This is a genomic window from Neisseria macacae ATCC 33926 (genome assembly GCF_022749495.1).
Taxonomy (GTDB): domain Bacteria; phylum Pseudomonadota; class Gammaproteobacteria; order Burkholderiales; family Neisseriaceae; genus Neisseria; species Neisseria macacae.
This window is the reverse complement of record NZ_CP094241.1, coordinates 2163993-2174824: the sequence shown is the minus strand read 5'-3', so window position 1 is coordinate 2174824 and position 10832 is coordinate 2163993. Positions and strand designations below refer to the sequence as shown.

General features: G+C 55.0%; 10 protein-coding genes, 1 tRNA gene and 1 pseudogene. 3 read left to right on the top strand and 9 right to left on the bottom strand.

What is annotated here, in order from left to right; all coding sequences use genetic code 11:
* Positions 1 to 50 precede the first annotated feature (50 nt).
* The 3 genes from MON40_RS10450 to MON40_RS10440 form a co-directional block, all read right to left on the bottom strand.
* Positions 51 to 1283 (bottom strand): MFS transporter, encoded by a 1233-nt coding sequence (locus MON40_RS10450; RefSeq protein WP_003776710.1) that lies wholly within the window; start codon positions 1281 to 1283, stop codon positions 51 to 53.
* Between the two features lie 157 nt (positions 1284 to 1440).
* Entirely contained in the window at positions 1441 to 2067 is a 627-nt protein-coding gene (locus MON40_RS10445) for an alpha-ketoglutarate-dependent dioxygenase AlkB family protein (protein WP_003776711.1), read from the bottom strand.
* Positions 2057 to 2890, bottom strand: coding sequence for a bifunctional transcriptional activator/DNA repair enzyme AdaA (locus MON40_RS10440; RefSeq protein ID WP_003776713.1), 834 nt, complete (start codon positions 2888 to 2890; stop codon positions 2057 to 2059). The genes MON40_RS10445 and MON40_RS10440 overlap by 11 nt, the downstream gene beginning before the upstream one ends.
* Before the next feature lie 171 nt (positions 2891 to 3061).
* Here MON40_RS10440 and MON40_RS10435 point away from each other — a divergent pair, with 171 nt between their 5' ends.
* Complete coding sequence (locus MON40_RS10435; protein WP_003776714.1) at positions 3062 to 3823, top strand: SDR family oxidoreductase; 762 nt, start codon at positions 3062 to 3064, stop codon at positions 3821 to 3823.
* 15 nt (positions 3824 to 3838) lie between these two features.
* Here MON40_RS10435 and MON40_RS10430 read toward each other — a convergent pair whose 3' ends face one another.
* From MON40_RS10430 to MON40_RS10420, 3 genes are all read right to left on the bottom strand, one after another.
* Positions 3839 to 4414, bottom strand: coding sequence for an NAD(P)H-dependent oxidoreductase (locus tag MON40_RS10430; protein ID WP_003776716.1), 576 nt, complete (start codon positions 4412 to 4414; stop codon positions 3839 to 3841).
* Positions 4415 to 4695: 281 nt separating this feature from the next.
* Positions 4696 to 5094 carry a hypothetical protein gene (locus MON40_RS10425; protein ID WP_003776718.1) on the bottom strand — a complete coding sequence of 133 codons (399 nt, stop codon included), beginning with the start codon at positions 5092 to 5094 and terminating at the stop codon, positions 4696 to 4698.
* 107 nt (positions 5095 to 5201) lie between these two features.
* Positions 5202 to 7247, bottom strand: coding sequence for a TonB-dependent receptor (locus MON40_RS10420; protein ID WP_003776720.1), 2046 nt, complete (start codon positions 7245 to 7247; stop codon positions 5202 to 5204).
* A gap of 401 nt (positions 7248 to 7648) precedes the next feature.
* Between MON40_RS10420 and MON40_RS10415 the strand changes: the two genes are divergently transcribed.
* Complete coding sequence (locus MON40_RS10415; RefSeq protein WP_003776723.1) at positions 7649 to 8290, top strand: TetR/AcrR family transcriptional regulator; 642 nt, start codon at positions 7649 to 7651, stop codon at positions 8288 to 8290.
* A 293-nt stretch (positions 8291 to 8583) separates the two neighbouring features.
* Here MON40_RS10415 and MON40_RS10410 read toward each other — a convergent pair.
* From MON40_RS10410 to MON40_RS10400, 3 genes and pseudogenes are all read right to left on the bottom strand, one after another.
* Positions 8584 to 8659, bottom strand: a tRNA-Ile gene (locus MON40_RS10410).
* A gap of 52 nt (positions 8660 to 8711) precedes the next feature.
* Positions 8712 to 8837 (bottom strand): annotated as a pseudogene (locus MON40_RS10405) (IS5/IS1182 family transposase); the annotation flags it as partial.
* Between the two features lie 25 nt (positions 8838 to 8862).
* Positions 8863 to 9153: a hypothetical protein gene (locus tag MON40_RS10400; protein WP_147611945.1), complete on the bottom strand. Its 291-nt coding sequence runs from the start codon at positions 9151 to 9153 to the stop codon at positions 8863 to 8865.
* A gap of 154 nt (positions 9154 to 9307) precedes the next feature.
* Here MON40_RS10400 and MON40_RS10395 point away from each other — a divergent pair, with 154 nt between their 5' ends.
* Positions 9308 to 10729, top strand: coding sequence for a sodium:proton antiporter (locus MON40_RS10395; RefSeq protein ID WP_003776732.1), 1422 nt, complete (start codon positions 9308 to 9310; stop codon positions 10727 to 10729).
* Positions 10730 to 10832 lie beyond the last annotated feature (103 nt).

The following is a 10832-nucleotide window of genomic DNA, read 5'->3' as shown; positions in this document are numbered from 1 at the left end:
TGTTTTTATTCGGGAAACCGTTGCACCTCAAATACGAAGGTGCGGGGTTTTCATGACGGCTCGTCTGAATCAAACAAGCCTCGGCACGCATACAGCAGCCCGCCCGCCAATACGGCCAGGCCCACCGCCGCCCAGTACGCATCGGCATAGCCGACCGCCTTTGCCAGTCGCAGGGCGGCGAAACCGGCCGCGTAACTGCCGAGCAGAACCACGGAAAATTGCAGGCTGCTGTCGAGTGCGGCGGTGGCGCGGTCGGATTTGTCCATCACCAACGCCAGTATCACCGGCAGCAGCAGCGTGTAGCTCAGGCTCAGGGCGATGATTTGTGCGGGCGGCAGCCAAGGGTGGACGCGGGCGAGCGCGTCGATGGCGGTCATGGACGCCAACAGCGGCAGTTGCAGCGCGTAGAGCAGGAACACGAGTTTGCGGCGCGGATAATTGCGCGAAAACCAGCCCGACAGCGGCGTAACAATCAGGCAGGCAACAGGAATGCCCACCGCCAGAATCCCGCCCGTCTGCTTCGGAGTGAAGCCCAAATCCGCCAGCTTGGGCACAAAAGTCGCTGCCGAAAATGCATACGGAGCGGCAACGGCAAACAGCAAAAACAGCCACCGCCAGCCCGTTTCAGACTGCCGCCAAAAGGAGACCAGCCGAGCCGCCAACGCCGTCAAACCGCCTTGCGCCGTCGGGCTTTCCGGCTCGCGGTAGCACAAGAGTTGCAGCAGCATAAGCAGGCTGAACGCCAGCATAAAGCCCGCTGCCGCAGTCTGTCCATATTCCTGATACAGCCACAACACCAGCGCACCGCCGATCATCTTGCCGCCGCGCGCCGCCATCGTCTGAATCACGCCGCCGAAACCGCGTTCGCGGTGCGGCAGGACGATGCACGACAAGCCCAGCATCGCGCAGCCGTACACCGCCGACATCGCCGAGAGCAGTACGCAGCAGATCAAAAGCAGCGGGAAGTTCTGCGTGATGTCGGTGCAGGCCATAAGCCCGAACACCGCCGAAAGCCCCAGCGTCGCCGCCAGCAGCCAGCCGCGAAACCGCCCGAACCGCCCCGCCGGCCGCCGCTCCATCAGCGCGGCAAACAACACCTTCGCCGCTTCGATACCACCGATTAAATGTATCCAGCTCAGTTGGTTTAGGCTGTAACCGTGGTTTTTCAAAATGGCGACCAGCGCGACCAGATAAAAACCGGTCAGCGTGAATTTGTAGGTGCTGCCGCCGATAAGCAGCAGCCAGTCGCGCGGGGCGGGGGATGTCGGGGTTTGTTGGGACATGGATGGCTCCCTATTGCGAGTGTACGGGAATGATGTGGGTGCGGTAGGTCGTCTGAAAAACGTTTCAGACGACCTACGGCTTTTCTGTTTTACATTTTCAAGCAGTTTTTCAGACGACTTTCGGGGGCTGTCTGAAATGGAAAAAAGCAGCCCCTTTTTATCCTTTCATCACCCGAAACGTCAGATTAATCCGCGGCTCTTGGATGCGGGTGCTTTTTAGGATGGTGTGCAGCCAGTGTTTCTGCGTTTCGCCATGCATCACAATGAGCTGGCCGTGTTCCAGCCACATTTCGCGTTTTTCCTTGCTTTCTTTGTGTTTGAAGGCAAATTTGCGCGTTGCGCCGAGGCTGAGGGAGGCGATGGCACTGTCTTTGGCTAGACCTTGTCCTTCATCGCTGTGCCACGCCATGCCTTCGTTGCCGTTGTTGTAGCGGTTGAGCAGGCAGGAGTTGAAGCGGGTGGGGCAGATGTCGGTGATGGCGGCTTCCACGCGGTTTTTGAGCTCGGGCAAGACGCCGCTCCACGGCAGGGCGATGCGGTTTGCGCCGGAATAACCGTAGTTGTAGGACGTGTCGCCGTACCACGCGACTTCGCGGGCGGTGATGATGTGTTTGCCGTATATCACGGCTTCGTCGTGCCGCCAGGGAATATCGCGCTGCAAAATTTCAAAATAACGGTCGGCTTCGGCGATGGTGAAAATCCGTCCGAAATTGCTGACGATGCCGTCGTAGGGCAGCAGGTTGGCGTGCGGGTTGGCGGTTTCTGGGAAGAGGTCAAGCGTCATCAGCGTCTCCCAATTCGTGCGCCAATATCGCCATTTTGCGCCCGCGTTGCCAGCGGTAGCCGCCGATGATGCCGCTTTCGCGGATGACGCGATGGCAGGGGATGAGTAATGCAACGGGATTCTGCCCGATGGCCGTCCCAACGGCTCGCGCGGCGTTGGGCGAACCGACGGCCTGCGCCACTGTGCCGTAGCTTTGCAGGCTGCCTGCGGGAATATCGAGCAAGGCCTGCCATACTTTGAGCTGGAAGGGTGTGCCTTTGATGTGCAGGGTAATGCGGCCGTGCCGGGTGCGGAAGATGTCAGCGACCTGGCGGTGGAATGCGGTTTCCCGTTCGGTTAGGCGGGCGTTCGGATATTCGGCGCGCAATTCGTCCAGTGCGGCGGAGGGGTCGTCTGAAAAACGCATGAAGCAGATGCCTTTGTCTGTTGCCGCTGCCAACAGGTCGCCGAAGGGGCCGGGAATCAGGCTGTAATGGATTTGCAGGCCTGCTCCGCCGTTTTTGTATTCACCCGGAGTCATTTTTTCGATGCCGACAAATAAGTCGTGCAGCCGCCCCGTGCCGCTCAGTCCGCCGCTGTGCGCCGCTTCCGCCACGCTTTCGCTGTTTTTCAGGGCTTCTTTGGCACGGCTGATACTGATGTGTTGCAGCATTTTTTTCGGGCTGATGCCCGCCCATGCGGAAAATTCGCGCTGCAAATGTTCGGGACTGATGTGCACTGCCGCCGCCACTTGCGCCAAATCGGGCTGTTCGGCGGCATGGTCGTAAAGGTATTCGATGGCGCGGGCAATGCGGAGGAATTGGCGGGTTTGATTTAAGTTCATAAATTATCCTGTCGTTGTATGGGATAGGATAGCCTGAAAGCCGACAAGAAACGACCCGATTGTTGATGGAAAAATTGTTTGTCTGTCTGAAATTCATCAATAATCGGGTCGTCTTTATATCGCGACTTCCTTAAACTTGCATCGTCTTTAACCGCATATGTAAGGAACGTTATGTCAAGCTTATTAAATTTGAACAATAAAACCGCCGCCGTTATCGGCGCGTCGTCGGGTATCGGTCGCGCGGTTGCACTGCTGTTGGCGGAGCACGGCGCAAACGTTGTCTTATGCGCCCGCCGTGCCGACAAGCTGGAGGAAACCGCAGCCCTGATACGCGCACGCGGCGGACGAGCTGTTGCTGTTGCAGGCGACGCGGCGCTGCCTGAAACGCACGAAGCCGTCGTCCGCGCGGCAGAACGAGAGTTCGGTGGCCTAGATATTGCCGTCAACAATGCAGGCATTATCGGTGCATACAAACCTTTGGCCGACATCTCGCCCGACGAATGGCGTGATACGCTGGACGGCAACCTAACCGCTGCCTTTCTTGGCGCGCGCAGCCAAATTCCCCTTATGCTCGCACGCGGTGGTGGCGCGATTGTGTTCACGTCTAGCTTTGTCGGCACCAGTTGTGCCCTGCCGAACAAAACCGCCTACGGCTGCGCCAAAGCCGCACTTGCTGCTCTGGCAAAAGGCATCACCGCCGATTATGCCGCCCAAGGTATCCGCGCCAATGCCCTGCTTCCCGGCGGTACGGATACGGAAATGATGACTACCGACCCGCAGCAGCGGGCATGGGCGGAAGGGTTGCATGCGGTCAAACGCATCGCCCGCCCCGAAGAAATTGCCGCCGCGATTTTGTTCCTTATTAGCCCGATGGGCAGCTTTGTAACGGGTACGGCGTTGTTTGCGGACGGCGGAAATTCGGCGGTGAAGTAAGAGACCGCCTGAAGATTACACGCTTCGGCTCAAATCTGCCAAAAACGCCTGCCGCTGTTCGTCGGTGGATTTGTCCATATTGCCGAAGTTGAGCCAACGGCGTTTGGCGATACCGATGCCTTTGAGCGTGTGTCCCACCATCGCTTTGCCGATGCCGTTGCCGCCAAACCATTTCAGATACCATGTGGGGGCGGTGGACGTGCTGATGACCAGTGCTTCTTTGATATGGGATAGGTTGCCTTTCAAGCCTGTGGCAGTCGGGACGTAGGCGAATGTTTTTAGGAAAACTTTGTCTTCAAATCCTTTGACGATGGCGGGCATGTCCGCCCACCAGATCGGGAAGATGAAAATCAGTCGGTTGGTGGTTTTCAAGAGTTCTTGATAATGTAAAACCAGCGGGTCAAGGGCTTTGCCTTGGTTGAACAGGGCAAGCTCTTCTTTGGTGTAGGCGGGGTTGAAGCCGTCTGCGTATAAGTCGATCAGCCGGTATTTTTCGCCTTTTTCGTCCAACAGTTGCTGTACGCGCCGCAAAATGCCGTGATTGAAGCTTTGATCGTACGGGTGGGCATAAATGATTGTGGTAAATGACATTTTTGTACTCCTGAAAGTCAGTTGCCGAGTGTTCCCATGCTATCAAACGAATGTCGGGTTGCTCAAATCTGTATCGGGCAGGCAAGGCTGAATGATATAGTGGATTAACTTTAAACCAGTACGGCGTTGCCTCGCCTTAGCTCAAAGAGAACGATTCTCTAAGGTGCTGAAGTACCAAGTGAATCGGTTCCATACTATCTGCACTGTCTGCGACTTCGTCGCCTTGTCCTGATTTAAAGTTAATCCACTATAAAGCCGCTGCCGGAGCATGGATTCTGTTTTCAGACGATCTTCAACGCTTCTTCCGCCCGCAGCATGGCGGTTTGCTCGTCGGCTTCGACGATGTAGTTCACGCCCAGCGCGGGGGCGAGTTTGGACGATTGTTCGCGGAAGAACGCCAGTTGCGCCGCGTCGGGTTCGATGAGGAGCATGGCGGCGCAGCGTTCGGCGAGTTGCGGCCGGTGTGCCTTTATCCATTCGATGTAGGTTTTGCGGTCGGCAATGCGCTGTTCGTCGCTTACCTGCCGCCGCATGGGGGTGCAGACGGTGGCGAGGCGGGGGTTTTGGTCTAACAGGGTTTCGAATTCGGTCAGCCAGTCGGCGAAGTCGGCGACGTGGGTCAGGTCGGTCAGATAGATGGTGCCTTCGGGCAGGGTTTTGGCGGGGGTGAAGTAGTGCATGGGGTTCCTTTGGGTGTTTTGGGGGTAGCGAAGCGGACTTGCGTAAGCTAATGACGGCAGTCGGTTTTTACGATAGTTTCAGACGACCTCCATCATTTCAGCACCGTCTAAAACTTCCATTCCGCGCTCACGCCTACGCTTCTGGGGCGTTGGTAGAGCGCGTCTTGGCGGTCGGCGCTGGAAATGAATATGGGGCGGCGGCGGTTGAACACGTTGTCGGCGTAGAGCGAGACGCGGCCTTGTTTGAAGTTGTAGGCGGTGTAGAGGTTGACTTGGTTGTATGCGCCGATTTTGCCTGATTCGGCATTGTCGGCGGCGGAGTAGTAGCCGCCGTAGAAGCGCACGTCGCCGCCGGCTTCCCAGCCTTTGTCGTTCAGGTATTTCACGCCGATGTTGGCGGTGTATTTGGGCGCGCGGCCGAGTTTGTTGCCTTCGATGCCGCTGTCGGGATAGCTTTTGATTTTGGTGTTGAGCAGCCCCAGTCCGGTGGTGAGTTTCAGGCTGTCGGTCGCCTGCCAGTCGGCGGCGAGTTCTGCGCCGTAGGTGTGGACTTTTTTGGCGTTGCGGATGACGACGGAGTTGGTGCCGAGATAGAAGGGGAGCTGCATGTCGCGGTAGTGGTTCAGGAACAGGTTGCCGGAGAGTTGCAGGCGGCGGTCTGCGCTGCGCCAGCGGGTGTACCACTCGTAGTTGTTCACATATTCGGGTTCATAAGTGTAGGTTACGACGGGGCGGCCGAAGGTGATGCCCGCGCCGCCGGGGTTGTAGCCGCGCGCGGCTTTGATGCCGCTGACCCATTGGTCGGTGGGTTTGAAGGCGATGTCGATTTTGGGCAGGAACACGGTCTGGCCTTTGTCTAAATCGAGGTGCAGCGCGCCGCTGCCGCCGCTTCGTTTGTGCGTTTCTTTTTCAATGCGGGCGGCGGCCGTGATGTCCCATTTTTCGCTGGGGCTGTATGTGGTTTCGGCAAACAGGGCGCGCACGCTGTTGCGATCGTCAAAGGTGTTGCGGCCGCCGACGCTGCGGATATCTACCCATTCGTCTTGTTTGCTGCGGAAGTAGTGCAGTCCGGCAAGGCCTTTCAGACGGCCTTTGTTGGAAAAATGCAATACCGGCTCCCATTGCAGTTCACGGCCTTTGAGTTCTGCGGGCACGCCTTGCGGGCTGATGGTCATCGGCAGGTGCAGCCGCTCGTTGTGGTAGCGGCCGTAAACCAGTTTGTTTTCCAGTTTCAGATAGTCGTTAAGCTGCCACGATACGTCCCAGATGCCCGATGTCGAGCCGGTTACGAACACGGGCTTTTCTTTTAAAAAACGGCGGCTGGCGGTGTTGCCCATGATTTCGTTTTGCGGCGCGCGCGAACGGATGTGGTTCAGCGTCAGGCGGCTGTAAAAATCGGGATGGTTTTCGGGCGTGAGCAGGAGTTTGAAGCGCACGTTGGTGTTTTCCACGCGGCGCGGGTTGCCGGTCGGCTCGTAGGATACGAACGGCTCGTAACTTTCGCGTTGCTGCCGCTCCGCGCTCAATCTGAAGGCAAGGTTGTTTTTCACAATCGGGCCGGACACTACGCCGGCGACATTACGCGTTTTCTGGTTGCCCAAACCCAAGCGCAGCGCGCCTTCCCATTCGTCGGTCGGATCTTTAGAACGCATCACCACCGCGCCAGCCACCGCGTTCTGCCCGCGTACATGGCTTTGCGGCCCGCGCAATACTTCCACCTGCTGCATGTCCCACAGCGACTGCGTGCCGAAGGCGAATTCATTGTAAGTGGCGGAGCGGCCGTCTATGGACAGGTTCAGGCGCGGCCGCGTGCCCGCGAAAAACGCCACTGCGCCGACAGCGGGGCCGGAGCCGTCCACGCCGCGCACGGTCGGCAAATCGTTGCCGCTGCCCAAGTCCACCGTGTTCACGGTCTGTTTGAGCAGGTCGGTCGCGGAAAGGTTGTGGCCGCTGCGGTCGATGTTGGGCGTGGTGAAAACGCGGTTGGACGTGGCAGTTTCAAAGCCGCTGCGGTTGGTGCGTTCGCCGGTTACGACGACTTCTTCCAACTGCACCTGTTCCGCATCTTGCGCCGCATCGGCGGCATAAATCCATTCGGAGGCAAAGGCGGCGGCAAGCAGCAGCGGCAGGCGGCGGAGGGCGGGTTTCTGCATTTCCTTATCCTTTCAGACGGCATACGTCGGGGCGGATTGAACATCAGACAATCCAACCGCTCCGTCGATATGCAAATATTTGTTGTTTACACATTTACATAAAACAAACTATTAATGTAAAGTATAAGAAACAAAAAACAGGAATGCAAGTGTTTATCATTCACTTTACTTCCCCCTTTTTATAGTGAACCATCTAAAAACAATTCCCTCTCCCGTTCGGCGGGAGAAGGTTGGGGGAGGGCGATTCTGCGACCTTTATGAATTTGGCTTGCCAAGTATCCGACAGCCCTCATCCGTAGGGCAGAGAGGAGGGACAGGGAAAGAGGTCGTCTGAAACGCCGCCGTATTGCCATTGCCGCCGTGGGGAAATATGATGGGTATCCGACTTGCGGATAACTTTAATGAAAACCCTTTATGAACAAAATCAAGACCTTTCTACCGTCATGACCGCCAGCAAACAACAAACCATCGCCGACACCGCCCGCCGCCTGTTCCACGAACACGGCTTTTCCGCCGTATCCGTAGGCGGAATCTGCGCCGAGGCCGCCGTCAGCCGCGTTACCTTTTACAAATATTACAGCGGTAAAAACGCGCTCTTGCAGGAAATCGTTACCAAACAGAAAAACCGCGTCCGTGCCGAATTCGAAAACCTGCTCGCACGGCAATGCAGCCTGCGTGAAGCCGCTGAAGCCGTGTTCGCCCTGCAACGGCAGTCGTTCGACGAGCTTTATTCCGCCGCCTTTCTGCGCGATATTGAAGAAAATACCGATTTGGAGCTGGAGCGGTTTTTCCATGAGTTGAACGAAGAAAAATACGCCTTTATGCGCGGTTTCTTCCATACCCTGCAACAACGCCGCCTGATCCAGCCCGATTTGCCGGTGGAACTCATCGACCTGTTCATCCGTCAGGCGGATATATTGATGCGCCATCCGCAACTGGCCGCGCTTTATGCCGCTGCGCCGCAAAAGCTGCCTCAAGACGTATTGGGATTGCTGCTGCACGGCTTGGCGGGAGAAGAAGGAAGGAACGAGGGAGGGGATTGAGTTTTTTGGCGAAGGTGAAAGAGATTCGCTGCATTTCTCATAAAACGTCGTCTGAAAACGAATTGTCGATTTTCAGACGACGTTTTGATTAGATTGCACTAGATTGGCACTAGGAGCTGCATGGGTTTGCCCTGAGGCAGGCAAATCAGGCAGGGAATGATTTAGCGAATTTGTCGGCGGAATATCTTCAAGCCCATGCTGCGGTATTGGACGGAATCGGGCGATTTCAGACACAAATTGGACACAATTGCGACATGAAAAAATACCTTGCTTACGCAAGGCATTGATTTGATTGGTGGGTCCGGTGGGGTTCGAACCCACGACCAAGGGATTATGAGTCCCCTGCTCTAACCCCTGAGCTACAGACCCGTTCAAGAGTAGGGGCGTATTGTATCATAAATTATTCCGCTTACAAGGTCGTCTGAAAAAGATATAGTGGCTTAACTTTAAACCAGTACGGTGTTGCCTCGCCTTGCCGTACTATCTGTACTGTCTGCGGCTTCGTCGCCTTGTCCTGATTTAAATTTAATCCACTATAATGTGTCTGCTATTGCCGACCGGCTTTATATTGATCATTTGGGTTGTACTGCCGCGGTAGACTTGTTTTGACTGTGGTTTGCTGCTTTGGGTGGAAAGCGGATTTCGGTGACCGATAATTTCCTGTCCAATGGACTAAATGTAAATGTTTGGAAAAATAAATCTAAAGTTATATTTTGATAGTTTACATTGTTTTGACCTAGCATTTTATTTTCAAAAGGATTTTGAAAATCTGATTCGGCAGACATGGTGGAATAGGGGATTGAATATTGAGAAACAAGGTAGGGCGGTCGGTTATTTTGACTGGTTTGGGGCGGGGTTTTCACTTACAATCAAACAAGGTTTTTACATATGGCAACACTCCGCTGCTTGATGCCAAGGTTGGTTGCAGACGTTTTTGTTTGATTTCACGGCATTGTGCGGATGTTTTTGTCTAGGCTTTTCGTCCATAAGAAAAATTAAAAAAAACAAGGAAAAACAATGCGCCGCTTACCAATTCTATCCCTCATCCTGCTTCCCGCTGTGTCTCACGCCGCTGATTTTGACGGCGCGACGCTCAGTCTGTTTTGGGGTGCGCCGTTCGCGTTGATTCTTTTGTCTATCGCGTTGGGTCCGCTCTTTTTCGCGCATACCTGGCATCACCATTTCGGCAAGATTACGGCGTTTTGGACGCTGCTGTTTTTGGTTCCGTTCGCCGTTGTGTTCGGTTTCGGAGCGGGTGTGCATACGGTTGCTCATGCGTTGGTTGAGGAATATATCCCCTTTATCCTGCTGCTTTTGGCTTTGTACACGATTTCGGGCGGGATTTTGGTTTGGGGTAAGCTCAATGGTACGCCTGCGTTGAATACCGGGTTGCTGGCGGCGGGGACGGTGATGGCGTCTTTTATGGGGACGACCGGTGCGGCAATGCTGATGATTCGTCCGCTGCTGAAAGCAAATCATTACCGCAAGAATAAGGTGCATGTTGTTATATTCTTTATCTTTTTGGTGGCAAACATCGGCGGCGGCCTGACGCCGTTGGGCGATCCTCCGCTGTTTTTGGGCTTCTTGAAGGGCGTGGATTTCATGTGGACGGTAAAACACATGTTGATGCCCGTATTGATCAGTACGGTGGTGCTGTTGCTGGTGTTTTATATTATCGACAGCCGTTATCACGCGCGTGAAGCCAATGTGGAACAGATTCGTCAGGAAGAGGAGGTCGATGAAGATTTGCGCATTGCCGGCAAATGGAATTTCCTGCTGCTGGCGGGCGTGGTCGGTGCGGTTTTGCTGTCCGGCTTGTGGAAGCCCGATCATCCGGGTTTTGAGATTTTAGGCAGCCACTATGCGTTGCAAAACTTGGTGCGCGATGTGATTTTGCTGGTGCTGACCATGGTTTCGCTGCTGATTACGCCCAAACAGGTCAGGGCGGGCAATGAATTCAATTTCGACCCGATTGCCGAAGTGGGCAAACTGTTTTTGGGTATTTTCATTACGATTTCCCCTGTTTTGGCGATTTTGAAGGCAGGCGAGGCGGGTGCGCTGGGCGCAGTGGTGTCGTTGGTGCATGACGCTTCGGGCAATCCGATTAATACGATGTATTTCTGGATGAGCGGTTTGTTGTCCGCATTTTTGGATAATGCGCCGACTTATCTGGTGTTCTTCAATATGGCGGGCGGCGATGCTCAGGCGCTGATGACGGGGCATCTGTTCCATTCACTGTTGGCAGTATCTATGGGTTCGGTGTTTATGGGTGCGCTCACTTATATCGGCAATGCGCCGAACTTTATGGTTAAAGCGATTGCCGAGCAGCGCGGCGTGCCGATGCCGACTTTCTTCGGTTATATGATGTGGTCGGTGGGGGTATTGATTCCGCTGTTTATACTGCACACGCTGATCTTCTTCGTTTGGCAGTTGTTCTGATTCCTAAACTTCAAAAGGTCGTCTGAAAACCTGATTCTTATTGATTCGGTTTTCAGACGACCTTTTTGTATTCTGCCAGGGATTAATTTGGGGCATCAATATC

Coding starts and splice junctions, on each gene's coding strand:
- MON40_RS10450 (WP_003776710.1), bottom strand. CDS start 1,283: ATGTCCCAACAAACCCCGACATCCCCCGCCCCGCGCGACTGGCTGCTG.
- MON40_RS10445 (WP_003776711.1), bottom strand. CDS start 2,067: ATGACGCTTGACCTCTTCCCAGAAACCGCCAACCCGCACGCCAACCTG.
- MON40_RS10440 (WP_003776713.1), bottom strand. CDS start 2,890: ATGAACTTAAATCAAACCCGCCAATTCCTCCGCATTGCCCGCGCCATC.
- MON40_RS10435 (WP_003776714.1), top strand. CDS start 3,062: ATGTCAAGCTTATTAAATTTGAACAATAAAACCGCCGCCGTTATCGGC.
- MON40_RS10430 (WP_003776716.1), bottom strand. CDS start 4,414: ATGTCATTTACCACAATCATTTATGCCCACCCGTACGATCAAAGCTTC.
- MON40_RS10425 (WP_003776718.1), bottom strand. CDS start 5,094: ATGCACTACTTCACCCCCGCCAAAACCCTGCCCGAAGGCACCATCTAT.
- MON40_RS10420 (WP_003776720.1), bottom strand. CDS start 7,247: ATGCAGAAACCCGCCCTCCGCCGCCTGCCGCTGCTGCTTGCCGCCGCC.
- MON40_RS10415 (WP_003776723.1), top strand. CDS start 7,649: ATGAAAACCCTTTATGAACAAAATCAAGACCTTTCTACCGTCATGACC.
- MON40_RS10395 (WP_003776732.1), top strand. CDS start 9,308: ATGCGCCGCTTACCAATTCTATCCCTCATCCTGCTTCCCGCTGTGTCT.